General features: G+C 51.3%; 21 protein-coding genes. 17 read left to right on the top strand and 4 right to left on the bottom strand.

The genetic code is table 11. From position 1 onward, the window contains the following. Positions 1–106: 106 nt before the first annotated feature. A complete protein-coding gene (locus tag G9409_RS03655; protein WP_166807483.1) occupies positions 107–400 on the top strand; it encodes a FeoA family protein in 294 nt (97 codons plus the stop codon). Beyond that, positions 397–2535: a ferrous iron transport protein B gene (gene feoB, locus G9409_RS03660; RefSeq protein ID WP_166807484.1), complete on the top strand. Its 2139-nt coding sequence runs from the start codon at positions 397–399 to the stop codon at positions 2533–2535. Before G9409_RS03655 ends, feoB begins: the two co-directional genes overlap by 4 nt. Here feoB and topA read toward each other — a convergent pair. Then, positions 2525–4921 carry a type I DNA topoisomerase gene (gene topA / locus G9409_RS03665; protein WP_166807485.1) on the bottom strand — a complete coding sequence of 799 codons (2397 nt, stop codon included), beginning with the start codon at positions 4919–4921 and terminating at the stop codon, positions 2525–2527. The two genes, feoB and topA, sit on opposite strands and share 11 nt — an antisense overlap. 228 nt (positions 4922–5149) lie before the next feature. On the opposite strand from topA, the gene G9409_RS03670 reads away from it, so the two are divergent. The 12 genes from G9409_RS03670 to G9409_RS03725 all read left to right on the top strand — a co-directional run bounded on the left by G9409_RS03670 (position 5150) and on the right by G9409_RS03725 (position 18948). After that, entirely contained in the window at positions 5150–6880 is a 1731-nt protein-coding gene (locus tag G9409_RS03670; RefSeq protein ID WP_166807486.1) for an N-acetylmuramoyl-L-alanine amidase family protein, read from the top strand. Between the two features lie 150 nt (positions 6881–7030). Beyond that, positions 7031–8014 (top strand): biotin--[acetyl-CoA-carboxylase] ligase, encoded by a 984-nt coding sequence (locus tag G9409_RS03675; protein WP_166807487.1) that lies wholly within the window; start codon positions 7031–7033, stop codon positions 8012–8014. Positions 8015–8035: 21 nt separating this feature from the next. Further along, a complete protein-coding gene (bioB, locus tag G9409_RS03680) occupies positions 8036–9040 on the top strand; it encodes a biotin synthase BioB (protein ID WP_166807488.1) in 1005 nt (334 codons plus the stop codon). An 11-nt stretch (positions 9041–9051) separates the two neighbouring features. After that, positions 9052–10224: an aminotransferase class I/II-fold pyridoxal phosphate-dependent enzyme gene (locus tag G9409_RS03685; RefSeq protein ID WP_166807489.1), complete on the top strand. Its 1173-nt coding sequence runs from the start codon at positions 9052–9054 to the stop codon at positions 10222–10224. After that, positions 10214–10918, top strand: a complete 705-nt coding sequence (locus G9409_RS03690; protein WP_166807490.1) for a DUF452 family protein — start codon at positions 10214–10216, stop codon at positions 10916–10918. Before G9409_RS03685 ends, G9409_RS03690 begins: the two co-directional genes overlap by 11 nt. Beyond that, positions 10903–11685, top strand: a complete 783-nt coding sequence (gene bioC, locus G9409_RS03695) for a malonyl-ACP O-methyltransferase BioC (protein ID WP_166807491.1) — start codon at positions 10903–10905, stop codon at positions 11683–11685. The genes G9409_RS03690 and bioC overlap by 16 nt, the downstream gene beginning before the upstream one ends. Further along, positions 11682–12356, top strand: coding sequence for a dethiobiotin synthase (gene bioD, locus G9409_RS03700; RefSeq protein WP_166807492.1), 675 nt, complete (start codon positions 11682–11684; stop codon positions 12354–12356). Before bioC ends, bioD begins: the two co-directional genes overlap by 4 nt. A 41-nt stretch (positions 12357–12397) precedes the next feature. Then, entirely contained in the window at positions 12398–13690 is a 1293-nt protein-coding gene (gene bioA / locus G9409_RS03705) for an adenosylmethionine--8-amino-7-oxononanoate transaminase (protein ID WP_166807493.1), read from the top strand. A gap of 77 nt (positions 13691–13767) precedes the next feature. After that, positions 13768–15453 (top strand): AMP-binding protein, encoded by a 1686-nt coding sequence (locus G9409_RS03710; protein ID WP_166807494.1) that lies wholly within the window; start codon positions 13768–13770, stop codon positions 15451–15453. Between the two features lie 111 nt (positions 15454–15564). Beyond that, entirely contained in the window at positions 15565–16710 is a 1146-nt protein-coding gene (locus G9409_RS03715) for a Fic family protein (protein ID WP_166807495.1), read from the top strand. Positions 16711–16729: 19 nt separating this feature from the next. Next, positions 16730–17623, top strand: coding sequence for a DUF2971 domain-containing protein (locus tag G9409_RS03720; protein WP_166807496.1), 894 nt, complete (start codon positions 16730–16732; stop codon positions 17621–17623). 68 nt (positions 17624–17691) lie between these two features. Continuing rightward, complete coding sequence (locus tag G9409_RS03725; RefSeq protein ID WP_166807497.1) at positions 17692–18948, top strand: class I SAM-dependent methyltransferase; 1257 nt, start codon at positions 17692–17694, stop codon at positions 18946–18948. Here the strand turns inward: G9409_RS03725 and G9409_RS03730 are convergent. The 3 genes from G9409_RS03730 to G9409_RS03740 form a co-directional block, all read right to left on the bottom strand. Beyond that, the gene (locus G9409_RS03730; RefSeq protein WP_166807498.1) at positions 18881–19816 is read right to left on the bottom strand and encodes a Ppx/GppA phosphatase family protein; all 936 of its coding nucleotides are present in this window, start codon (positions 19814–19816) and stop codon (positions 18881–18883) included. The genes G9409_RS03725 and G9409_RS03730 overlap by 68 nt on opposite strands. A 15-nt stretch (positions 19817–19831) precedes the next feature. Further along, positions 19832–20713, bottom strand: coding sequence for a 50S ribosomal protein L11 methyltransferase (prmA, locus tag G9409_RS03735; protein ID WP_166807499.1), 882 nt, complete (start codon positions 20711–20713; stop codon positions 19832–19834). A 99-nt stretch (positions 20714–20812) separates the two neighbouring features. Continuing rightward, positions 20813–21244 (bottom strand): C40 family peptidase, encoded by a 432-nt coding sequence (locus G9409_RS03740; RefSeq protein WP_235923229.1) that lies wholly within the window; start codon positions 21242–21244, stop codon positions 20813–20815. Between the two features lie 285 nt (positions 21245–21529). Here G9409_RS03740 and lysC point away from each other — a divergent pair, with 285 nt between their 5' ends. From lysC to plsY, 3 genes are read left to right on the top strand one after another with little or no spacing between them, the layout of a single operon-like run. After that, positions 21530–22945, top strand: coding sequence for a lysine-sensitive aspartokinase 3 (gene lysC, locus G9409_RS03745; RefSeq protein ID WP_166807501.1), 1416 nt, complete (start codon positions 21530–21532; stop codon positions 22943–22945). Between the two features lie 43 nt (positions 22946–22988). Beyond that, complete coding sequence (purM, locus tag G9409_RS03750; protein WP_166807502.1) at positions 22989–23978, top strand: phosphoribosylformylglycinamidine cyclo-ligase; 990 nt, start codon at positions 22989–22991, stop codon at positions 23976–23978. A 50-nt stretch (positions 23979–24028) separates the two neighbouring features. Further along, on the top strand, positions 24029–24736 hold the full coding sequence (plsY, locus tag G9409_RS03755; RefSeq protein WP_006365731.1) for a glycerol-3-phosphate 1-O-acyltransferase PlsY: 708 nt from the start codon (positions 24029–24031) through the stop codon (positions 24734–24736). Positions 24737–24743 lie beyond the last annotated feature (7 nt).

The following is a 24743-nucleotide window of genomic DNA, read 5'->3' on the forward strand; positions in this document are numbered from 1 at the left end:
AGCGAGTTGGTGCCGGGAGAACAATCATGGAATTTTATCCGGTTGAAATTGTTATATAGGATATATATTGTCCTGTATTGTATTATTGTTTCAAGGAGTCAGTTGTATGAGATTATCGGAGTTGCAGGTTGGTGACCGCGCTGAAGTGACGGCATTGAAATCTGAAAGTGCTGTCCGGCGACGGATTATGGATATGGGATTGATAAAAGGGACCAGCTTCAAGGTGCTCAGGGTTGCGCCCCTTGGCGACCCCATAGAGATATTCTTCAAGGGGCTCTATCTTGCCCTGAGAAAAAACGAGGCAGAGGGAGTTCTCGTTCGTAAAGTCGGAGAGCCTTCGGAGCTTGTTGACCATCAGGAGCTTGACGAACCGCTCCTGAAGTTTGGAGGGAGGGTATGAGTGGCGGCAAGGAGATCACCATTGCGCTTGCCGGCAATCCGAACTGCGGAAAATCCTCTCTCTTCAATGCGCTTACCGGGGCGCAGCAGAAAGTCGGAAATTTTTCGGGCGTAACCGTTGAAAAGCATGAAGGGTATATCGACTACAAAGGGTACCGGATCACCGTGGTTGATCTTCCCGGAACCTACTCACTTACCCCCTACTCTCCCGAAGAGCTGGTAACAAGGGCCTATCTTGTCAGGGAGCGTCCTGATGTGGTGGTCAATGTTCTTGAGGGCCCGAACCTTGAGCGCAACCTTCTTCTGACAACCCAGCTCATGGAGCTTGAGGTTGATTTCCTCGTTGCGCTCAACATGATGGATGAAGTTGAAGAGAAGGGTATTGTTATTGACATCAAACAGCTTCAGCAGCTTCTCGGATGCCATATCATACCGGTTTCAGCCAAAAAGAAGAGTGGTCTTGACGCACTTCTTGATCATATCATCCGGGTCTCACAGAAGGAGATCAAAATCAAAAAGAACAAGCTCTTTTTCACGCCATCCCTTGAAGCTTCAGTTGATAAAATCACGGCACTTCTCGGCAATCAGAAGGAGCTGGGCCTCTATAATTCCCGCTGGCTTGCCATCAAGCTGCTTGAAAACGACCGGGAGGTTTATCAGGAGGTTCAGCACTATCCTGTCTGGGTTAAAGTTGAGCTTGCCCTCCAGGAAGCACTCAGGGATGCTGAACGTCAGCATGATTCAGAGCCGGAGATGCTTATTACCGAAGACCGTCATGCGTTCATAAGGGGAGCCATGAAAGAGTGTGTCCGCCAGCCTGGTGAGGTGAAGGCTACGGTAACCGATTATATTGATATGGTAGTACTCAACCGCGTGCTCGGGCTGCCCGTTTTTTTATTTGTGGTCTGGTCAATTTTTCAGCTTACCTTCACGCTTGGTGCGCCGATCATGGGCGCGCTCAATCTGTTTTTCGGCACGCTTGCCTCACATCTCAGACCGCTTTTGCCCAATGAGATGCTCCGTTCGATAGCTATTGACGGTGTTATTGCCGGTGTCGGAGGTGTACTGGTTTTTCTTCCCAATATTGTGCTGCTCTTTATCGGACTCTCTTTTCTTGAGGCATCGGGCTACATGGCTCGCGCTGCATTTGTGATTGACCGGCTGATGCACCGTTTCGGACTTCATGGAAAGTCCTTTATCCCCATGATAACGGGGTTCGGATGCTCCATCCCGGCAATTATGGCTACCCGAACGCTCAAAAGTCCAACGGACAGGCTTGCGACGATCATGATCATCCCCTTCATGAGCTGCGGCGCAAAACTACCGGTCTATGTACTCCTGACCGGGGCATTTTTTGCTCCGGAGGTTGCGGCCAACGTCATGTTCGGCATCTATTTTCTCGGTATTGCTGTCGGACTCTGGACAGCCTGGATACTGAAGTCAACCATTCTGAAAAGCGATTCCGAGCCTTTTGTGATGGAGCTGCCTCCATACCGATGGCCGACACTCAGCTCAGTTCTCTTCCAGGCAAAAATGAAAGCGCTGATGTACCTGAAAAAAGCCGGAACCCTGATTTTAGGCGCGGTCATCATTATCTGGGCGGTAAGCAACTATCCCCGTAATGAAGCGCTTGATGCACAGCTTCTGGCTGAAACCGCCCGCATTGCATCAAGCACTGCCGGTGAAGCCGACAAACAGGCAGAGCAGAAGAAGCTTGAGTATCAGGTCAACTCGGCCCAGCTTGCCTACTCACTTGCCGGTCGTGCGGGCAGGGTGATTGAGCCGGTCATCAGACCGCTTGGCTTTGACTGGAGGATAGGTATTGCGCTTGTTACCGGGCTTGCAACAAAAGAGGTTGTGGTCTCAACGATGGGAACCATCTACTCAATAGGGAAGAGTGATGGAGAGTCGGTTGATCTGAAATCCATCATCAAGAGCGATCCGGCATTCAGCAGGGCAACAGCACTCAGTCTTATGGTCTTTGTGCTGCTCTATCTGCCCTGTGTTGCCACACTCGGGGTCATGAAAAAAGAGGTTGGACGCTGGAAGCCGGTAGTACTCTATTCCGCCTACTCGCTCTCGGTAGCCTGGGTACTCTCTTTTGCGGTCTACCGCATAGCTCTGTTTATGCAGTGACTTCGGCCACAGCTTCTGCCGGAGCTGTGAGAAGTCCGGACTCTTCAGCCCTCGAAATAATGTCATCAACGGGAATGGTCATCGGAACCGGCTTGCCATCCGTCATGGTGAGCGTTACGGCTGGGTGAGCTTTCTGATGTTCAGCCATTACCGCTTCCCAGCGGTTCCGGGCGGTTTCGTCGAGTGTGCTCCAGGCAAGACGCCCGCGGCATTTCGGGAATTTTGAACAGCCGAGCCAGAGACCTCTTTTCCCGCTTCTGAGGTAGAGCGGAGCGCCGCACTTTGCGCAGAGAATATCAGTCAGCACCGGCGGGGTCTTCAACGGTTCAATGTGGCGCTGTTTATTGAGATTCAGCAGTGTGTTACACTTCGGATAGTTCGAACAGGCAAGAAATGCGCCCAGCCGCCCCTTGCGGAGCAGCATATGTCCCTCCTTGCATGAAGGGCAGACAATTCCGCTGTCTTTCGGCTTCTCCTTGTTGGTGGCGATCGTCTTGATGTTTTTGCACTTGGGATAGTGTGAACAGCCGAGAAATTTTCCGCTCGCCGTCCATTTGACAACCATCTGACCCACACCACATTTTTCACAGGTAGTGGTTTCGCTGTTCTGCGGGATAAGCGGATCGCTTTTGCGAAGGCTCAGGACGGTTTCAAGCGGTTTGTAGAAGTTGTCCAGCACCTGTTCATACTCATCCTCTCCGCTTGCCACCTTGTCCAGCTCATCCTCCATGAATGCCGTAAAGCCGACATTGAAGAGGTCGGGAAAGTTGGCAACGAGAATCAGCGAAACATCCTTGCCGAGTTCGGTAGGAATGATCTTTTTCTTCTCAAGCTCGACATAGCGTCGATCCTGCAGAGTTGAGAAAATGGATGCATAGGTTGACGGCCGGCCTATACCGTAATTATCAAGATCCTTGACGAGTGTCGCCTCGCTGTATCGTGCCGGAGGACGGGTGAAGCTCTGCTTGCGGTCAACATCTTCGAGCGCGAGAGACTCTTTTACGGCAATGCGTTCCGGGAGCTGAACGGTCGGCTCCTTTTCTACATCCTCCTTTGTGGATCGCTGTGCTTCGTAATCCAGCTCTCTCTGGTCGTCATAGACCCGCATGAAGCCGGGGAATAGGATCCTGTTTCCGGTTGCACGAAAGAGAAATCTTGCGGATTGATCTTCTACGTCAACTCTGGTCTGCTCAATTTTTGCAGGGGCCATCATTGCAGCCAGAAACCGTTTCCAGATCAGTTCATAGAGTTTGAACTGCTCTGCAGAGAGGAACTGGCGGACCTGTTCAGGCTTTTTTGCAATAGAGGTCGGTCGTATGGCTTCATGGGCGTCCTGGGCATTCTTTCCGGACTTTGCCGCACCGCCAAATCCGATATACTCCTTGCCGAACTGGTTGTCGATATAGGCTCTTGCCTGGGCAACGGCTTCCGTGCCTATGCGTGTCGAGTCTGTTCTCATATAGGTAATGAGACCCGCAGCCCCTTCCGCACCGAGATCGATTCCCTCATAGAGCTGCTGGGCAATACGCATGGTTTTCTGTGAACCGAAACCAAGCTGGTTTGAAGCTGCCTGCTGAAGCAGTGACGTGGTGAATGGCAGTGGCGGTTTTCGCTGCTGTATCCTGGGCGCGATCTCCGATACCGAGTAGTTCCCCTCCCTGACGAGTGCAGCTATCGCTTCGGCCTGAGTCTGATTGGTTATCTCCGGTTTGTCACCGTCGAAGCGGACAAGTTTTGTTCTGAACGACTCTTTTCCCGGAGTCATGAACTCCGCGCCGATTGTCCAGTACTCCTGAATTTCGAAGCGATTGATTTCAGCTTCACGCTCACAGATCAGTCTGAGCGCAACAGACTGGACTCTGCCTGCCGAGAGACCGCGCAGGACAACATTCCATAAAAACGGACTGATCTTGTAGCCTACTATTTTGTCAAGCCCCTGACGGGTCTGCTGGGAGCGGACAAGCCGGTAGTCAATCTGGCGGGGCTCCTGGATAGCTGCAATGATCGCATTTTTGGTGATCTCATTAAAGAGCACCCGGAAGACCGGTTTTTTTGTTGCTCCGATCTCGTTTGAAATATGCCATGCAATTGCTTCGCCTTCGCGGTCAGGGTCAGTGGCGATGAGGATTTCATCAGCTTCTGCGGCAAGTTTTTTTAACTGCCGGACAACTTTTTCCTTTCCTGCAATGATCTCATACCGCGGTTCGTAGTGATGCTCAAAGTCAAGACCGATCTCTTTTTTCGGCAGATCCTTGATATGGCCGACTGACGCAAAGACGGTATACTTGTCGCCAAGATATTTATTGATTGTTTTTGCCTTTGAGGGGGATTCGACTACAATCAGGGTCCTGTTTCTGGCAGATGGTGTTGCAGCTTTTGAAGCCATTGATCAGTCCCGAGGTAAGAGCGTTACAATTAAATTTTGAAAAAGATAGGTGTTGATGAGCAAAAAACAAATTTTACCACTATTAACACCGTATACTGTTCCGCTAAGAGCGGGTTGTAACTGATTATTTCCTGATGCTAAAACAGGGAGTGCAGGTCAACAAAAAATATTTTATTACTATTGTGGTAATGCGGCAATGTTTACTCGAACAAACTTTTTATAACAACCATGCCTGACGTCATCCGTCATAGTATCTATCGAATCGCTCTGGTTCTGCTGGTGACGGTGCTGCAGCTCTTCTCCCTATCGCTTTTTGCAGCATCACCACCACTTACCTACGGCCCGACAACGGTTCCCGTACAGGTAAATATGGGTGTTGACCAGCGCTATACCATCAAGATTCTTGCCATGAGAAGCGGCAATACGCTGATGGTTGATATTGGCTCCATGGCCAGGGCGTTGCGTATGAGCTTTCATAGTGAGGGCGGCACCTATGATATCGAGGAGTCGCTGGATAGTCCGGGTTCGCGCTGCAGGGTTGAGCCCGGCAACCATTTTGCCAGTGTTGTTTCCAAGGATCCTGAAGGTCGGCAACGAATTATTCAACTTAACGCCGCACCGCTACGGATAGAGTCAAGGAGCTATCTTCCGGTTACCCAGGCGTGCCGGCTTTTTACCGTCTGGCTTGACAGGGAGATTGTCTACAGCTATTCCTCAGGAAGGATCACCGCCTGGCTAAAAGGAAAGCGGTTTGCTGAATCAGTCGCGTCAATAGGCGTAGTAAAAAGTGATGATCAAAATGATCTGACCCGCAAAACGGCGTCAGCTGAAGAAGCAAAAACAGTGATAACGGGCATTGAAGTTGAGAATCGTGCAAATGGAGCAATCATAACCTTTGCCGCTACCGGCGCTCCAGCCCAGGCTTCGCTTCTCAAGCCTGATGCCGAGGGAACGGCCTATTTTTCACTCCAGAATGGGCAGTGTGACGGTGATGCGCTTTCGAAAATTTATGGCAGCGGGGTTGTCAGGGTCATTACGCCGAAACAGTTTGAAGGTGGCGGATTACAGTTTGCTATCACGCTCGACAACAAGGCATTTATTATTAATTCCGTCGAATTTCAGCGGGACGCCAAAAAAAACCGTTATCAGCTCTATATCCGCAGTAAAGCTGATGTGCAGGAGATCCGCAAAAGGGAAAAGGAGGAGCAGATCGCCAGGGTTATCAATCGGGATGTTGAAAAGTGGAAACTCAATACGGTAGTTCTTGACGCCGGTCATGGAGGCAAGGATCCCGGAGCTATTGGAGGCAATGGTACCAGGGAGAAGGATGTTGTCCTGAACATTGTCCATGATCTCGGAAACTTTATAGAGCAGAATTGGCCGGATGTGAACGTGATCTACACCAGAAAGGATGACACCTTCATCCCTCTGCATGAACGGGGGAAAATAGCTAACAGAGCAGGAGGAAAACTCTTCATCAGCGTCCACTGCAATGCAAGTCCGAATCGATCAGCCCGGGGCTCCGAGGTCTATATTCTCGGTCTGCACAAAACGCAGGCAGCGCTTGATGTGGCTCTGTTTGAAAACTCGGTTATCCGCAAGGAGGATGACTATCAGTTGCAGTATAAAGGGTTTTCAGAGGAACATCTCATTATGAGCAGTATGGCGCAGAACGCCTTTGCCCGGCAGTCTACTTCGCTTGCCCAGGATATTCTCAAGCCGGTCGAAAAAATTCCGGGCAATAATGGTCGAGGTGTTCGTCAGGCAGGATTTATGGTTTTATGGACACCCTCCATGCCGAGTGCTCTTGTCGAAGTTGGCTACCTCTCGAATTACGACGAAGAGCGCGTTCTTCGGGATCGCCAGGAGCAGGCCAAAATAGCCTATGGTATTTTCAAAGGGCTGGAGAGCTATCGGAAGAATTACGAAACCACTACCATGGCTTCCATGGGGAAGTGAACCGCCATTGCGTGAATAAAAAAGGTGTCCGGCAGGGCGCCTTTTTTATTCACTTGCAAAGTTGTCAACCCCGCACTAAATTCAGGTTCACATTTGCTCCGGAGCACACGGACGGTAACCCCGTTATTACAGATTCGACCCGCTGATCGTATGAACAATCTCTCCGCACAGATTCTCTGTCGCCTTGCAACTACAGGAGATTTTTTATCAGGTGAAGAGCTTTGCCGGGAATTCGGGGTAACCAGAAGTGCCGTATGGAAGCACATTCGACTGCTTCGCAGCGAAGGTTATCAGCTTGATGCCGTAACAGGCCGGGGATACCGGCTGACCGCTCTGACCGGCAGAGCTGTTTCGGCTGAAGTGGAACCGTTTCTTTCGACACGATGTTTCGGGAGGAACCTCTTCTATCACGAAACTACCGATTCCACCAATCTCCAGGCTAAAGCGCTCGCCGTCAGGGGTTCTGTGGAAGGCACCGTTGTTGCTGCCGATTCCCAGACAGGGGGAAGGGGAAGAATGGGCCGGAGCTGGAACTCTCCTGCAGGAAAAAATCTCTACTTCACCCTGATTCTGCGCCCGGAAGTACCATCCCTGCGTGTTCCCCAGCTTACGCTGCTTGTCGCTGTTGCTCTTCACCGGGCATTGGTCCGCTTTGTTCCCGATCTTCAGCCGAAGATCAAGTGGCCGAACGACATTCTCGTCAATGAAAAGAAGATTTGCGGTGTGCTGTGTGAAATGCAGTCGGAACCTGATTGTACACACTTCGTTGTTGTCGGGCTCGGTATCAATGTCAATCAGTCAGAGTTTCCGGCCGAACTTGAGGGACGCGCTACCTCGCTCTTTCTGGAGAGCGGTCGATCCTTTTCAAAGCCGGAGCTGCTTGCCGCTTTTCTGAACCAGTTTGAGCCCCTTTATGATCGCTGGCTGATTGAAGAGGATCTTGGTTTTGTGCTCTCCTATATCGAAGGACATTCACTTCTTCAGTCAAGAGTTGTCCTGGTTGAGCAGTTTAACCGGACAATAAGCGGAACCGTTTCGGGTATCGCAAAGGGTGGCGAGCTGATGCTTGAGGGTGATGATGGCGGCACGGTTCTGGTGTCATCGGGCGAAGCCCATCTTTCAAAAAGCAATTAACTTATAAAAAAGAATAACGTTATGGACCAGAAGGCACTTCATCCTCATATTATTGCTGCTTACCGTGTGCTTGAAACCGGAGAGCCGATTTCACAAGCTGATGCGCTCCGGCTTGCGACGGTGCCGGGAGAACTCTCCCTTGATCTCGCCTCGCTGGCAAACAAGGTGAAAAACCGCTATGCCTCAAAGGAGGAGTCTCTGTATTCGTGCTCTATCATGAATGCCAAATCGGGAGTGTGTGGTGAAAACTGCAAGTTCTGCGCCCAGTCGCGCCATAACCGGGCCGATATTGAGGTTTATGATCTGGTTGATGAAGAGTCGGTCCTGCTTGAGGCTCGCAACTGTTATTCCTCGGGTGTTTCCCATTTCGGTATTGTCACCAGCGGCTACGGGTATAAAAAGATAAACGGCGAGTTTCAGCGGGTGCTTGCTATGATCGACCGGCTGCATGCCGAACTTCCCTCCCTGAACATCTGTGCCTCGCTTGGCATTCTCGGTGAAGAGCCTGCCGCTGCCCTTGCCGCTCATGGAATCTCCCACTACAATATCAATATCCAGGTTGCACCCGACCGCTACCATGATCTGATTGCCGATACACACTCGGTTGAAGAGCGTATCGAGACGATCAAACGGCTGCGAAAGAACAATATTTCGGTCTGCTGCGGTGGCATTATGGGTGTCGGAGAGAGCATGCAGGAGCGTATTGCCATGATTTTTGCACTTCAGGAGCTTGATGTATCGGTCATACCGCTCAATGTACTGGTGCCGATTGATGGTACTCCACTTGAGGGAAAAGAGCCGCTCTCTGTGGCCGATATCGTGAAAACCTTTGCTATCTGCCGCCTGGCGCATCCGGATAAAATTATCAAGTTTGCTGCCGGCAGGGAGACGGTTATGAAGGATTTTCAGGGTCTACTTATGCTTTCAGGTGCAAACGGTTTTCTGACCGGTGGTTATCTTACAACCAGAGGTCGCGATACGGCTGAAGACCAGAGATTTGCAGGCCAGATCGAAAGTTTTAACTGAGGTATCTGAAGATGCAGTTTCAGGAACGGATCCGGCGCGAACTCGATGAGCTCCGACGGCAGGATCGATACAGGGAGCTTCCTCCTGTCACGGCACGCAGCGGCAAAGAGATTACCTTGCACGCCAGCACCCTTTTGAACCTCTCCTCAAACGACTACCTCGGTCTTGGCGATGATCCCCGGCTGCTTGCCGGGTACCGGGATACTCTTGCCGGGAACGGCTATGCCATGACCAGCTCATCGTCCCGTCTCCTGACGGGCAACCATCCGCTCTATGACCGCCTTGAGAGGGCTCTGGCAGCACTTTACCGGCGAGAGGCGGCACTTGTCTTCAACAGCGGCTACCATGCCAACATCGGCATTATTCCTGCACTCACCAACCGCCATGATCTTGTGTTGAGCGACCGGCTCAACCATGCAAGTATCATTGACGGACTGAAGATTTCCGAAGCGCCATACCAGCGCTACCGTCACAGGGATTACGATCATCTTGAGGAGCTGCTTGCAGGAGCAGAAGGCCGGTACCGGCAGATAGTCATTGTCTCCGAATCGGTTTTCAGCATGGACGGGGATCTTGCCGATCTATCGCGGCTTGTTGAGCTCAAAAAGAGGTACGGAGCCCTGCTTGTCATTGATGAAGCTCACGGTGTTGGCGTCTTCGGAGAGCGGGGTCTCGGTCTGTGTGAAACTGCCGGAGTGGTGGAGGATATTGATATCATTACCGGTACCTTCGGCAAGGCTCTGGCTTCTACGGGAGCCTATGCGGTGATGAGTTCACTTGTCCGGGAGTATCTCATCAACACCATGCGCTCGTTTATTTTTACCACGGCGCTTCCTCCGGTTGTTCTCGGCTGGAGCCTGCTCACGCTTGAACGGCAGTCCGCCATGGCTTCGGAGCGCCGTGCGCTGCTCAAACTTGCGGCAAAGCTTCGCCAGGAGCTGATCGGGCGCGGTCTTGATGTGCCCGGTGAGAGTCATATTGTTCCGGTTGTTACCGGAGGCAATAGTCTGGCCATTGCTCTGGCTTCAAAGCTGAGGGATGCCGGGTTCCTCGCTCTGCCGGTCCGGCCGCCTACCGTTCCGGAAAAGAGCGCCCGTATTCGTATATCTCTCCGTTCTACTCTTGAGTGGGGGGATCTTTCCCGGCTTCCTGAACTTATAGGTGCAGCTCTCCATGAAAACTGAATGGCTCAGAAAAGAGGGCTCCGATGAACTACTGCTTTTTTTTAACGGATGGGGTATGGATGGCCGGATTGCCCGCCACCTGCTGAGTTTGTCGCTTAGAGAGGGGGTAGACGAGGATTTTAATGCGGATCTGCTTGTCTGTTACGATTATCGGAATCTGGAGCCGGAGGCGGGATTTATGGACGATGTAAGCCGCTATACCGAGATCACCGTTATAGCCTGGTCTTTCGGAGTCTGGGCGGCGCAGCAGATTATGCTCCCCCCGATAAAGCGTGCCCTTGCGCTTAACGGTACGCTTTATCCGGTAGATGAGAGGAAGGGTATCCCTCCGGGTGTTTTTCAGGCAACACTCGCATCCTACTCTGAAGAGAACCGAAACCGTTTCAACCGCAGGATGTGCGGCAGCAGCGAAGCGTTTGCATGCTTTTCAGCCATGGCATCCGCTCGCGATACCGCTGAGCAGAAGGAAGAGCTTGAACGACTGAACGGTCACGTTCAGTCGAGGAGTCAGCCTTGCACTCCGGAGTGGCAATACTCGCATGCCATCATAGGCGGCAGGGATCTTGTTTTTCCGGCAGAGCAGCAGTACGCAGCATGGAGAGGCGTTTCTCAAACCATTATCGGAGATATGGCACATTTTCCTTTTTTTCATTTCAGTACCCTGCAGGAGCTGCTCGCATGCTTCAGAAAATAGATAAACAGCTTGTAGGCGACAGGTTCCAGAGGAGCCTTTCCAGTTATGCCAACCATGCTGTTGTCCAGAACCGTATGGCTCGGGAGCTGGCGGAGATGGTCTGTCGGGAGAGCCACTCATGCGCCTTCAACCGTGTACTTGAAGTTGGTTCCGGTTCAGGGTCATTCACCGCTGAACTGCTCGGTCGGGCCAGCGTCAGGGAGTACTACGCCAATGATCTCGTTGAGGAGAGTCGTGGTTGTGTTGCCGGTGTGATTGCCGGTTTTCCGGTTGAAGCGTTTCATTTTCTGGCGGGCGATATAGAGCGTTTTGACTCTCTGCCGATGGAGCTGGATCTTGTGGTTTCCAATGCCACACTGCAGTGGCTTGTTGATCTCGACCTCTTTTTCAGCAGAATCGCAGCTCATCTCCTTCCGGGAGGGATGCTTGCCTTTACGACCTTCAGTACCCGGAATATGCGGGAAATATCGACGATTGAGGGGGGCGGGCTGGGCTATTACTCCCTCGGGGAGCTCGAAATGATTGCCGGACGGTATTTTGATGTGATTACCGCAAGAGAGGAGGAGGTGCGCATGGAGTTCTGCTCTCCTGAAGCGGTACTCCGCCATATGCGCCATACAGGGGTCAACGGGCTTCTTCGCCGTTCATGGACCAAAAGCAGATACCAGCATTTTCTTGACCGTTACCGGCACTCCTTTTCCAGCGAAAACGGTGTCTATCTGACCTATCATCCGGTATACTGCTGTTTAAAAAAGAGCATGTCATGAAGGGAGCTGTTGTTGCCATATCCGGCATTGATACCGGGATCGGGAAAACCTATGTCACCGGTCTTCTCGCCAGAGCCCTTCAGCAGCAGGGGCGGGAGGTCATTACCCAGAAAATAGTCCAGACCGGATGTGATGGCGTTGCCGAAGATATCCTGGAGCACCGCCGTCTCATGGGTATCGGGCTGCAGGACGCAGATCATGAGGGCCTCACCGCGCCCTATGTTTTCCCTTATCCGGCCTCTCCGCATCTCTCGGCCCGGCTTGCATCGCGGGAAATTGATGTTTTGCAGATCCGCAGGGCAACGTTTGCCTTGCAGAAGCGTTACGATCCGGTACTCCTTGAAGGGGTCGGAGGGCTGCTTGTTCCTCTTTCGCGCGATCTGCTTTTTGCCGACTATATCCGGGACGCAGGCTATCCGATCATTCTCGTTACCTCACCCCGTATGGGAAGCATCAACCACACCCTTCTTTCCATCGAGGCATGTGTGAAACGGGGTATTGTCATCAGGGGGGTTATCTACAACTGTTTTCAGGAGAGTGAGCAGCTTATCATTGACGATACCCGTGAACTTATCCGCCACTGGCTGCATAAAGAGGGTTTTTTTGCTCCGGTCATCAACATTCTTGACGGAGTGCTTGATCCCGACGGGGTTACTCAACTTGGTTTATAGCAAACCGTCGTATTTTTATAAGCTGTAAGACCTATACCGGAATGCCTCTACACTCGAACATTATTGATCTTGATTTCGATCGCCGTCATATCTGGCATCCCTATGCTTCGGTAACCGATCCCCTGCCGGTCTATCCGGTAAGAGGTGCCTATGAGGTCTTTTTGGAGCTTGAAGACGGCCGCCGACTCATTGACGGCATGTCCTCCTGGTGGTCGGCAATCCATGGCTATAATCATCCGGTGCTCAATGAGGCGGTTACCGCTCAACTGCAGCAGATGAGCCATGTCATGTTCGGCGGCCTCACCCATGAACCTGCCGTGACCCTGGCCAGGGAGCTGATCGCTCTGCTCCCTTCACCCCTGCAGAAACTCTTTTTCAGTGATTCGGGATCGGTTGCCGTTGAAGTTGCCATCAAGATGGCCATTCAGTACTGGACGGCACTGGGACAAAGCGGGAAAAACCGTCTGCTGACAGTCCGAAGCGGCTATCACGGTGACACCTTTACAGCCATGTCGGTCTCGGATCCGGACACCGGCATGCACACCCTCTTTCAGGGGGTCATCATGCAGCAGTTCTTTGCTGATGCGCCGCCATGCCGGTTTCATGAGTCATGCAGCGAAGAGGATATTGCCTCTTTGGCAAACCTGCTTGAAGGTCATCACAGGGAGATTGCCGCAGTAATTTTAGAACCGGTTGTTCAGGGTGCGGGAGGCATGCGATTTTATTCACCCCACTATCTCGTGCGACTCAGGGCATTGTGTGACCGTTATGACGTACTTTTGATTTTCGACGAAATAGCTACAGGATTCGGACGTACGGGAAAGCTGTTTGCGCTTGAACATGCAGGAGTTGTACCTGATATCATCTGTGTGGGCAAGGCGCTGACCGGCGGCTACATGACACTGGCGGCAACGGTGACAACCGCCCGGATTTCGGAGGCAATATGCTCAGGCTCTCCGGGGCTTTTTATGCACGGTCCGACCTTTATGGCAAACCCTCTTGCCTGTGCGGTCGCTTCAGCAAGTATCCGTCTGCTCGGCAGTTATGACTGGCAGATTGCCGTAACTGCTATAGAGTCCGGGCTGCGAAAAGGGCTCGAACCCTGTCGCACCTTCAGGAGTGTTGCAGAGGTGCGTGTGCTCGGCGCCATAGGAGTTGTCGAGCTGCATCGCCCGGTAGAGATGAGGGTTGTCCAGCAGCAACTGGTCGACCGGGGGGTCTGGGTTCGTCCATTTGGCCGGCTGATCTACCTTATGCCGCCCTTCATCATGCACGAGGATGAGCTGGCACTTCTTTGCCGCGCAGTTTGTGATGTTGTGGAAGCTATTGCGTAACTTATTGCTTTGCATTTTCTCATCGATAGACGGTCGGTTTTTTTTCCGTTATCTGTAAGTTCAACACCCTATATACCATGAGTTCCAAACCCTGGCTCCGGCATTACGACAAGGGAGTTCCCCGTACGCTTCATCCTTACCCGGAAGAGAGCATGATTGATGTCGTCCGGAGGACGGCTGAAGAGTCTCCGGATCATCCCGCGCTGCATTTCAAGGGCAGAGCGCTCTCCTACAGCGAGCTGGAGCGTCAGAGCAACATGCTTGCCGGAGCGCTGGGAGCGCTTGGTATTGCAAAAGGCGAGCGGGTGGCTCTGGTCATGCCCAACTCCCCGCAGATGGTGATCTCCGAACTCGGAATATGGAAAGCGGGTGCGGTTGCAGTGCCCATGAATCCGCTCTATACCGTTCATGAGTTTGAGCACACCCTTAACGAGTGCGGTGCAGAGACCGCTATTGTCCTCTCCCCTTTTTATGAAAAAATCAAGGAGGTGCAACCCTCTTCACGCCTGAAAAGGGTGATTGTCACCAATATCAAGGAGTATCTTTCACCGCTCAACAAGGTTCTTTTTACGCTTCTGAAAGAGAAAAAAGATGGTCACAGGGTTCAGCTCCGCCGTGGAGACCACTCGTTGCAGGAGCTGATTGCTGCTCAGACCGGGCTCAACACGGTCCTGCCGCCGGTACGATATGATGATCCTGCGATTTTTCTCTTTTCCGGTGGTACGACCGGTAATCCGAAATGTGTTGTCATAACCCACCAGGGGCTGGTGATGACCGGCATGCAGATTGCCGCATGGTTCAGTGTTATTCTTGAACACGGGAAGGATGTTATTCTGCTGAACATGCCACTCTTTCACGTCTATGCCCAGGTCGGTATTATGGGAGCCGCTCTGGTTGCCCGCTACCCGCTCGCCCTCGTGCCGAATCCAAGGGATCTTGATGATCTGCTGCATACCATCAAGAGGCTCAAGCCGGCCGTATTGCCCGGAGTGCCAACCCTTTTTACCGCACTGATCAACCATCCCCGGGTCAAGAGCGACAATTCGATTCTGAAATCAGTCAAGCTCAGTGTATCAGGAGCCGCACCGCTTCTTCTCGAAACAAAAAAACGGTTTGAAGAGCTGACCGGCGGACGGATTATTGATGCCTACAGTCTTACTGAATCGGCCCTTGCATCGGTTTTTACCCCGATTCTCGGCACCTACAAGCAGGGCTCGGTAGGTATTCCTGTCACGGATGTTGACGTGCGGATCGTTGAGCAGGATCATGGTAATGAAGTGCTTGGCGAGAATGAAATCGGTGAAATTATCATGCGTGCTCCCCAGCTCATGAAAGAGTACTGGCAGAACCCGCTGGAAACCGATCTTGTTTTGCGTGACGGCTGGCTTTTTACCGGTGATATCGGCTATCTCGATGAGGACGGTTATCTCTTCATTGTCGACCGCAAGAAAGATGTCATCAAACCAGGAGGTTTCCAGGTCTGGCCGCGCGATGTTGAAGAGGTCATTGCCGTCCATCCGGCGGTACTTGAAGTCGGCGTTGCAGGAGTGCCCGACCCCTATCAGGGAGAGGCTGTCAAGGCATGGGTTGTACTGCGCAGCGACACCAGGCTTTCAGTCGAAGAGCTCCGCGACCACTGCCGCAAGGAGCTTGCCGCATACAAAATCCCCAAGCATATCGAATTCATCGCAGCCCTCCCGAAATCCACGGTAGGCAAGGTTCTTCGGCGCAAGCTTGTGGAATCACACAAAGAGAAAGGATAGCAGATTTCTTTTTTTTGTAAAAAAAGCCTCTAAAAGTAAACTTAAAAATAGCTAAGTTTACTTTTAATTACCAAAGTAAACTTAGCTTTGTAGTAATTTTACTTTTATGTCATGAACGTTATCCATGATATCGAGTTATATCGTGCTGGAAGGACAGAAAAAGGTGTCGGGTATAAGTACTTTGTCCCGGAATCGGTTAATGTTCAGTGGCAGTGGAAAGACGCGCAGCTTGGGGCATTACTTGAAAAAGCTTCGATCAGTGTCGGTGAACTGAATGCATATGCTCGGTTGGTACCAAATACGGAACTGTTTATTCAGTTGCATGTTACCAAGGAAGCCGTGGTGTCAAGCAGGATTGAAGGAACCAGGACGCAGCTTGATGAAGCTTTTATGCCGGAAGAGGAAGTGTTGCCGGAGAGAAGGAATGACTGGCTTGAAGTTAGAAATTATACGCAAGCGTTGAACAGAGCTATTGCTCAACTTGATACGTTGCCTGTTTCGTCGAGAATGTTACGCAATGCCCATCAGATTCTTTTATCCGGAGTACGAGGAGAGCACAAACAACCGGGCGAATTCCGCAGGAGCCAGAACTGGATAGGCGGAGCATCATTGCAGGATGCAGTGTTTATTCCACCTGCTCATCATTACATCGGTGAATTGATGGGAGATCTTGAGAATTTTCTTCACAACCAAGAGATATTCGTGCCCGCCCTGATCCGGATCGGTATTGCCCACTACCAGTTTGAAACCATCCACCCTTTTCTTGATGGCAATGGTCGTATAGGTCGTTTACTGATAACCCTCTACCTCGTCAGTGAAAAAATATTGCACAAACCACTTCTGTACTTATCCTCTTTTTTTGAAAAGGATAAATCACTCTACTACGATAACCTGACCAGAGCCAGAGAAAAAAATGATTTGTTGCACTGGCTGAAATATTTTCTTGTCGGTGTTGATGAAACTGCACGAAATGCATCACAGACATTATCAGAAGTGCTTGCCTTGAAGCAGACAAAAGAGCAGCTCATAACCGAGAAGAGTGGTCGACGCGCAAAGTCGGCGTTGGCATTGCTTGGCCATTTGTTCATAAGCCCGGTTGTGACGGTCAAACAGGTGAAATCGGTTTGTGATTTGAGCATAAAATCAGCCAATGATCTTGTTGAACTTTTTCAATCCGAAGGCATTCTCAAGGAGATCAGCGGTCAAACCCGTTACCGGATTTTTGTGTTCAGCGAGTACCTCGACAAGTTCAAGTGATTGGAAAACGAAATAGACAATGGCGACTTTAAAGTTCAACCCAAAGGATATTCTCTATCACTACTGCTCAACTGAGGCATTTCATTCCATTGTGACAACACACTCGATTCGTCTTTCATCCCTGTCGTTGTCGAACGACTCGATGGAAGGGAAAATGGTAGCTGAAGCACTTTCCCGTCTCGCCGAATGCGATAAGCGTGATCAAGGTACAATTTCGCTTTTGCAGAAACAGTTTGAAGTATACCTCAAAGAAGTTGATGGATTTGGTTTTTGCCTGTCCAAACAGAGAGATGAGCTCAGCCAGTGGAGAGGATATGCTGCCGATGCAACTGGCGTTGCCATTGGATTTTCACAGGAGTATCTTGAATTGCTTCGAGAAGAATATAGTCGCCAAAAATTCCCGTTTCTTGGATTTACTATTGCAAAGGTAATTTATGATCCCAAAGTTCATGATGACCAGGTTCGGCCTCTGTACCAACAGTTTAAACAAGCCATCGATGAAGGGCATTTACTTGAAGCCAAACAGCATTCGCTCCTTCGTTCGGGGAGTAACGACTCTGAAACTCAGAGAAAAAAATCGATACTGGCATCTATTGGTTTTTCTTCGTTAATGGCTACACACGCATTAGCTTTCGTTCTTAAATCTGAAGCATTTAAAGAAGAAGCTGAGTGGCGGTTGCTGGCATTAATTAATCGGGGAGAAATAATAAATTTAAGCTGTGACGTAAAGTCCGATAGCCTTAGACCATTCAGGGAATATGAATTGAAAAAGTTTGCTCAAGTTACTCCTGCTATCAAGGAGGTTATTCTTGGCCCAAAACACCGCACGCCGATTTCTGTGGTAGAAGATTTTTTAAGATGCAATGGATTTGGTTACGTACATGTTAGCTGTTCTGCAGCACCGTATCGATAAGGATATTGATAATTTTAATTTCAGAAAACCGTATGGCTTGGATTCGGATTATTTTGATAGAGAGCTGAATGACCCTTGAAGAACTCGATCGCCTGCTTGAGCCTGAAATTCAGGCGATGATTGCACTTCACCAGGGTGACGATCCTGCGCAGTTTGCCATGCAGTTTCATGCTCGAAAGGAGCTTCCGGTCAGGGCGATGGCCGAGCAGATCGCCTGTCTCCGGAAAGCGGCCAAAAAGTTACCCGCTCTGTATGGTTTCAACCTGCTCTACACCCCGCTATCGCTTGAACAGGCTTCGGGAGAGCGGAGTGCGGTGTACAAGGCCGCTTTACTAACGGGCAAGAAGGCAATAGATTTGAGCGGAGGTCTTGGTGTTGATACGATGTTTCTGGCACGGGCCTTCAAGGAGGTGGTATACTGCGAGCGTGATCCGCTGCTTTGTGCGGTGGTTGAGCATAACCTGAAAGTGAGTGGAGTTGCTAATGTTGAAATAAAGAACGGCGAAAGCATCGGCTTGCTTGCAGGTTTTCCTGATAACAGCTTTGAGTGCATCTATGTCGATCCGGCGCGACGCGAAGAGGGGCGGCGCTCTGTCACTCTTGAGTCGGCAAGTCCTGACGTTGTCGTCAACCATGACCTGCTTCTCCGGAAGGCGGCAAAGGTCTGCATCAAGGCCTCTCCTGCACTGGAGTTGAGTAACTTGAAAACTCTCCTTCCGGCACTCTCGGAAATTGTGGTGGTTTCGGTTGACCGTGAATGCAAGGAGTCGCTGTTGCTGCTTGACCGGGGGGCAAGAGATCGCCCTGTGACGATCAGGGCTGTTGCTCTTTCAACCGGGTCGGATGCTGTAGTTGAGGTTTGCGGAGATCCGGATGCCGACCGGGCCGTAGCCTCTTCGCTGAAGGAGTTTCTCTACGAGCCGGACCCGGCAATCATCAAGGCGCGACTTTCAGCGGTGCTTGCCCGGAATTGCGGTCTTGAGTTTCTGAATGGATCGGTCGATTATCTGACAGGGGAACAACTGATTGCGGATTTTCCCGGCAGGCTCTTCCAGGTTTTGGAGCGTGTCCCCTGGAAACCGAAAACCTTCAGAGCATTCCTTGATCGGCACCATATAACGGGAGCAAGTATTCAGCGGCGTGATTTCCCCCTCTCTGTGGAGGAGCTGCGAAAGAGGTACTGTCTCGGGGAGAGCGAGAGGGCATTCCTCTTTTTTACCCGGAACGCAGAGCGAGAGCCGGTTGTCATCTACGCCCTCAGATTTTTTGCTGAAGCCGGATCAGCTCCTCCTGCGCAAGGCCGAAACGCAACCCCTGGATGCTGACCCTTATTTCGCTGATGCCGAGCAGGCGCATGAACTGATGCAGAATCAGGGTGCCCATGGTAATGACGTCAGAGCGTCCTTCAGGAATGCCAAGCGCAATGATCTCTTCATTGGTTTTCAGCTTGAGCTGTTCGAGCAGTTCATGAACCTCGAAGTAGCTGAGCTGGTAGTTTTGTACTTTCAATGCATCAAAGTGGTTCATTCCCTGAGCGACCTGGGCTATGGTCGTTACGGTTCCGGCTACTCCGAAAACCTGTTCCCGTGACGCAAAAAAGGGGAGGATACGCTTTGTGAACACCTTGTTGATCTCTGCTTCTGCCTTTTCAAACTCGCTTTCCGGAGGGGGGAGCATGGTGAAAAACCGCTCGGTGAGCCTGACCGATCCGATGTCGAGGCTCACGCTCTCCGTTATACCCTCAAGCGAGCCCATGGAAATCTCCGTGCTGCCTCCTCCGATGTCGATCACCGAAAATGGTTCCGGAATCCGGCTCATACCGGCTACTGCGCCGAAAAAGGTGAGTTTTGCCTCCTCCTCACCCGAGATGCATCGCAGTGCAACTCCGGTTTCTTCTTCAACCGATCGGATCACCTCCGTGCGGTTGGCGGCATCTCTCAGGGCGCTTGTTCCTGCTGCAATGACGCATTCGCTTCCGTGTTCGCGGCTTAGTTCTGCGTACTCCTTCATGCAGGTGATCAAGCGCTCTTGAGCCGCCCGGTCGATGACTTTTCCTGCATCTACATTTTTGCCAAGCCGAACAATGGTTTGTCGGTGGCAGACCGGAATGATGCTGCCGCTTTCCGGTTCGAGGTCGGCAATAAGCAGGAGGGCTGTATTGGTGCCGATATCAATGCATGAAACCCGTTTCATGGTGTAATGATGAGGCTAACGAGTTGGACGGGATAGCGGGCGGACAAGGCTTGAGAGCCATTCATCTTCGTAGATGGTTTGAACATTTTCATAGTCGAGCCGCTTCAGAAGCTTTTTCAGCCACGGTTCGTCATAGACCAGAATACCGGAGAGCAGTACCATGGCTTCCGGTGAGTACTTTCTTATGGCGGGCAGAATCCGGTCGATTACATTTTTATTGATATTCGCCAGAATCAGGTCATATCCCTTTTTGAGATTCACAATAAGATCCTCTTCTGCATCAAGGAGTGCAATTTGAATATCCGCAGCACTGTTCTGTTCAACATTCTCGATGGCATTTTCCGCCGACCAGGAGCTATTGTCGAAGGCAAGGATCGGCAGATTGTTGCCGAGTTTGCGGGCTGCAATGGCAAGTACTCCGGTGCCGGTACCGATATCCATCATTTTCTTGTCCTGCAAATCAAGCTGCTCCATCTGGCGAAGCATCAGGCGGGTTGTGGCATGGTAGCCGGTCCCGAATGACATTTTCGGATTGATCTCAATGACAATCTGATCGGGTTTAGGGCTGATATCCTTGTTTTTCTGGACAATCAGAAAGCGGTCGGATATCTCGATAGGTTGCAGGTTGGCTTCCCATTCGGCATTCCAGTTCCGGTCAGCCATAAAGGTGGCAGTATAGGCAGGAATAGTTCCCAGCCGCTCTTGCAGAAAAGCGATCATTGTCTGCTCTTTCTCATCGGTCCACTCCGCTTCCGGCAGATAGGCCAGAAGCCGTTCGTCCTCCTCCTGAAAATACGCTATGCCTTCAGCGGCAAGCAGGCCGATATAGAGTTCATGCAGGGAGGGGTTTACTATAAAAGCCAGTTCGATATAGTTCTGTATTCCTGTGTTGGGCATAAAGAGAGCCGGAGTGGTTTGAAAGAGTGAAATGATGAGGAGCAATATAAGAGATTTTCACCATGCAAAGAGAGATTCGCGTGAAGGTGTGGGGGAGACTCAGTCCGGCGTTATAATCCGGGCGGCACAGACATAGTGACGAAGGTAGTAGCTTTCGGTGAGGCTGCTGATCATGACGCCACGCCTTGCCGCATGCGCAAAGCTGTTTTTGCCTATACTGATCCCTACATGGTCGATGCGTCCTCCGCCGATACTGAAAAACAGAAGATCACCCGGACGAAGCGCTTTTTTCTCCACCAGGGGGCCGAGCAAGGCCTGCTCTCCGGCAGTTCTGGGGAGCAGCATCCTGAAGTTCTGTTTGTAGAGATAGCTCACCAGGCCGGAACAGTCGAATCCATCCGGAGTCGATCCCCCTGAACGATAAGCTGTTCCCATGGCGTCGTCAAGGGATGAAAAGAGCCGGTCGATGGATCGTTCCGGCACCTTTAACGGCAGACGGCAGATCTCGGCTGAGCCTCTTCCTTCCGCCATACACGAGATATACGATTTTCTCTTTTTTAAACTATATTTGCTCTCCCGACTCTCTCCTGACCCTCTCAGAAGGATCTGGCAACCGACAGCACTGAACAGCAGGCTGGACAAGGTTCCCAGGAGCAGCAGCCTTTGGCACGACTTGAGCCATGTGGAGCGTGAATCCATTGTAACCGGTCGAGTTTATCAAGGTTGTTCTTTTTCGGGAACAGCGGATGCTTCCCCGTGAAGCATAGAGGAAATGTAATTGAAATTTTCACGATTAACCTATTTGTTTGAATTGTTATGGCGGTGATGAAATTCGGAGGGACCTCGGTTGGAACTGCCGGTGCGATGCAGCAGGCAATTTCACTGGTTGCCAGGGAAGCAGGGAAGGGGGCGCCTCTTGTTGTGCTCAGTGCATGCAGCGGTATAACCAATAAACTGGTGCAGATTGCCGATGCTGCCGGACGCAGCGATCTCGAAGAGGCAATGCGTCTTGCCGGAGAGGTTCGCAGGTTTCACCTCAATCTGATTGACGAGCTGATCAAGAGTGATGAGTTGAAAAAAGAGTTGGCCGACTCTGTTGAACAGTTTTCAGCCCGCCTTGAAATGCTGGTCAAGGGTGTAGATATAGTCGGTGAACTGACCGAGCGCTCCAGGGACATGTTCTGCTCTTTCGGTGAACTCTTTTCGACCACGGTGTTTGCCGCCGCAATGAAGGATCAGGGATTAAACGCTGAATGGGTCGATGTCCGCAAGGTGATGATTACCGATGATAATTTTGGCTTTGCCCGCCCGCTCAATGACCTCTGCGAAGCAAATGTCTCGCTCATGATCGCACCGCTCCTTGAAAAGGGCACCACGGTCATTACCCAGGGCTATATTGGATCGACAAAAGACGGCAGGACAACGACACTCGGCAGGGGCGGTTCCGACTTTTCAGCCGCCCTGCTCGGATCCTGGCTCAATGACAACGCCATTCAGATCTGGACCGATGTTGACGGTGTCATGACCTGCGATCCGCGCCTTGTGCCCGAAGCACGGAGCATCCGGGTCATGACCTTTTCCGAAGCGGCGGAGCTTGCCTATCTCGGCGCCAAGGTGCTGCATCCCGATACCATCGCGCCCGCTGTGCAGAAAAATATTCCGGTCTATGTGCTCAACTCCTGGCATCCGGATGCCAAGGGAACGCTTATTACCAATGATCCTGAACGGCTTTCAGGCAAAAGCTACGATGGTCTTGTCAAGTCCATTGCGGTTAAAAAGGGACAGTGCATCATCAACATGCGTTCAAACCGGATGTTCGGTCGTCACGGCTTTATGAATGAACTGTTCGGTGCTTTCGCCCGTTTCGGTGTATCGGTGGAGATGATCTCCACCAGTGAGGTTTCCGTATCGCTGACCGTTGATGAAAAAAGTTTCAGTGAGGAGCTGATCCAGCATCTGAACAGCTTCGGCGAAGTTGATATCGAGCACAATGTGGCCACGGTCAGTGTCGTTGGTGATAATCTTCGCCTCTCCCGCGGCGTCGCCGGCAGGATATTCAATGCACTGAAAGATGTCAATCTCAGGATGATCTCCCAGGGCGCATCAGAGATCAATGTCGGGTTTGTTGTTCAGGAGTCCGAGGTGGTTACGGCGGTCAGAAACCTCCACCGGGAGTTTTTCTCCGGCCCTGAGGATGCCGGTATTTTTGAAACACCGGCAGGAACTCCGTAAAGCGTTCTCGATATTAAATGTATAAAATTTAAAGAGGTAGCAGATGGATTATAAAAAAGCCGGAGTCGATATCAGTGCGGGTGAAGAGTTCGTCCGTTTGATCAAACCCCAGGTACGCCAGACATTTACTCCCGGGGTCATTACCGATATCGGCGCGTTCGGAGGTTTTTTTCAGCCCGATTTCTCCCTCTATAAAAAACCGGTGCTGGTCAGCAGCATTGACGGGGTCGGTACAAAACTGAAAATTGCCATTGAGCTCGGCATCTATGACACGGTCGGCTCATGCCTTGTCAATCACTGTGTCAATGATATTCTGGTCTGTGGAGCAAAACCGCTCTTTTTTCTCGACTACTATGCCTGCGGAAAGCTGACGCCTGAACTTGCCGCCGCCGTCGTTACCGGTATGGTCAAGGCCTGCCGGGAGAATGGATGCGCACTTATCGGCGGCGAAACCGCCGAGATGCCGGGAGTCTACAGTGAGGAGGATTTTGATCTTGCAGGCTCTATTGTCGGAGTTGTTGATCATGAAAAAATCATCAACGGCACGTCAATCAGTGCCGGTGACGTGCTTCTCGCCCTTCCATCCACCGGTCTGCACACCAACGGCTATTCACTTGCCCGCAAAGTGCTTGACGGAAGGATGCACCAGACATTTTCAGGTCTTGAAGGTTCTGCGGGGGAGGAGCTGCTGAAAGGTCACCGCTCCTATCTCCGGGCGATTGAGCCGTTTTTCGGCTCACCCGCACTCAAGGGGCTGTCACATATCACCGGTGGAGGTCTTCTGGGTAATACCATGCGTATTGTGCCTGACGGCCTGAAACTTGATGTGGAATGGAGCGCATGGCCGGAACCGGCGATTTTTGATATTATCCGTAAAGAGGGGCGTGTTCCCGAGGAGGATATGCGCAGAACCTTCAATCTTGGAGCCGGACTGGTCATGATTGTTGAAAAAAATGCGGTTGATGATGTGCGTGCCGTCTTGCAATCTCAGGGGGAAAATTCGTACATTATAGGGCAGGTCTCCAGAACCTGACGGGATTTTTTGCGTTATTTTTTGTCACACAGCAATAATCAGTAACGTTTATGGTGACTTTACTTGCCATTTTAGCGGTGAGCTATCTCATCGGTTCCATCCCTACCAGCATTATGGCGGGAAAGATGCTCAAGGGTATCGATGTCAGGGACTTCGGCAGCGGAAATGCCGGGGGTACCAATGCATTTCGTGTACTCGGCTGGAAGGCCGGTCTGACGGTTACGCTTATTGATATTGTCAAGGGCGTTATTGCCGCGGTTTCTGTTGTTGCTTTTTTCCGGGAGCACCCGATCGGTAATTTTCCCGATATGAATGAGGTTGCTCTCAGGCTTCTGGCCGGGATGTGCGCGGTTATCGGCCATGTCTTTACGGTTTTTGCCGGTTTCAAGGGTGGCAAGGGTGTCAGCACTGCCGCAGGGATGCTGATCGGCATTGCACCGGTAAGCATGCTGATCGTTGTCGCTATTTTTCTGCTGACCGTCTACGTGTCAAGGTATGTCTCGGTAGCCTCCATTCTTGCTGCACTTGCCTTTCCGCTTATCATTGCCATCCGCAAGTATATTTTTGAGCTTGGCGGCGGCCTTGACTACTATATCAGGCTTTTCGGGTCCCCACTCTCCTTCCATGACAGCCTCGACTATCACCTTATGATTTTCGGGCTTATTGTCGCGCTTGCCATTCTTTACACGCACAGGGCAAATATCAGAAGGCTGCTTTCCGGTACGGAGAACCGTCTGACATTCGGCAGGCGTGCATAACGGCCTG

Origin of the sequence: Candidatus Chlorobium masyuteum, from assembly GCF_011601315.1 — a bacterium.
GTDB lineage: Bacteria > Bacteroidota > Chlorobiia > Chlorobiales > Chlorobiaceae > Chlorobium > Chlorobium masyuteum.

What these genes read in the sequence shown, in the direction of transcription:
- G9409_RS03655 (WP_166807483.1), top strand. Translation starts at nt 107, where the DNA reads ATGAGATTATCGGAGTTGCAGGTTGGTGACCGCGCTGAAGTGACGGCA.
- feoB (WP_166807484.1), top strand. Translation starts at nt 397, where the DNA reads ATGAGTGGCGGCAAGGAGATCACCATTGCGCTTGCCGGCAATCCGAAC.
- topA (WP_166807485.1), bottom strand. Translation starts at nt 4,921, where the DNA reads ATGGCTTCAAAAGCTGCAACACCATCTGCCAGAAACAGGACCCTGATT.
- G9409_RS03670 (WP_166807486.1), top strand. Translation starts at nt 5,150, where the DNA reads ATGCCTGACGTCATCCGTCATAGTATCTATCGAATCGCTCTGGTTCTG.
- G9409_RS03675 (WP_166807487.1), top strand. Translation starts at nt 7,031, where the DNA reads ATGAACAATCTCTCCGCACAGATTCTCTGTCGCCTTGCAACTACAGGA.
- bioB (WP_166807488.1), top strand. Translation starts at nt 8,036, where the DNA reads ATGGACCAGAAGGCACTTCATCCTCATATTATTGCTGCTTACCGTGTG.
- G9409_RS03685 (WP_166807489.1), top strand. Translation starts at nt 9,052, where the DNA reads ATGCAGTTTCAGGAACGGATCCGGCGCGAACTCGATGAGCTCCGACGG.
- G9409_RS03690 (WP_166807490.1), top strand. Translation starts at nt 10,214, where the DNA reads ATGAAAACTGAATGGCTCAGAAAAGAGGGCTCCGATGAACTACTGCTT.
- bioC (WP_166807491.1), top strand. Translation starts at nt 10,903, where the DNA reads ATGCTTCAGAAAATAGATAAACAGCTTGTAGGCGACAGGTTCCAGAGG.
- bioD (WP_166807492.1), top strand. Translation starts at nt 11,682, where the DNA reads ATGAAGGGAGCTGTTGTTGCCATATCCGGCATTGATACCGGGATCGGG.
- bioA (WP_166807493.1), top strand. Translation starts at nt 12,398, where the DNA reads ATGCCTCTACACTCGAACATTATTGATCTTGATTTCGATCGCCGTCAT.
- G9409_RS03710 (WP_166807494.1), top strand. Translation starts at nt 13,768, where the DNA reads ATGAGTTCCAAACCCTGGCTCCGGCATTACGACAAGGGAGTTCCCCGT.
- G9409_RS03715 (WP_166807495.1), top strand. Translation starts at nt 15,565, where the DNA reads ATGAACGTTATCCATGATATCGAGTTATATCGTGCTGGAAGGACAGAA.
- G9409_RS03720 (WP_166807496.1), top strand. Translation starts at nt 16,730, where the DNA reads ATGGCGACTTTAAAGTTCAACCCAAAGGATATTCTCTATCACTACTGC.
- G9409_RS03725 (WP_166807497.1), top strand. Translation starts at nt 17,692, where the DNA reads ATGACCCTTGAAGAACTCGATCGCCTGCTTGAGCCTGAAATTCAGGCG.
- G9409_RS03730 (WP_166807498.1), bottom strand. Translation starts at nt 19,816, where the DNA reads ATGAAACGGGTTTCATGCATTGATATCGGCACCAATACAGCCCTCCTG.
- prmA (WP_166807499.1), bottom strand. Translation starts at nt 20,713, where the DNA reads ATGCCCAACACAGGAATACAGAACTATATCGAACTGGCTTTTATAGTA.
- G9409_RS03740 (WP_235923229.1), bottom strand. Translation starts at nt 21,244, where the DNA reads ATGGCGGAAGGAAGAGGCTCAGCCGAGATCTGCCGTCTGCCGTTAAAG.
- lysC (WP_166807501.1), top strand. Translation starts at nt 21,530, where the DNA reads ATGGCGGTGATGAAATTCGGAGGGACCTCGGTTGGAACTGCCGGTGCG.
- purM (WP_166807502.1), top strand. Translation starts at nt 22,989, where the DNA reads ATGGATTATAAAAAAGCCGGAGTCGATATCAGTGCGGGTGAAGAGTTC.
- plsY (WP_006365731.1), top strand. Translation starts at nt 24,029, where the DNA reads ATGGTGACTTTACTTGCCATTTTAGCGGTGAGCTATCTCATCGGTTCC.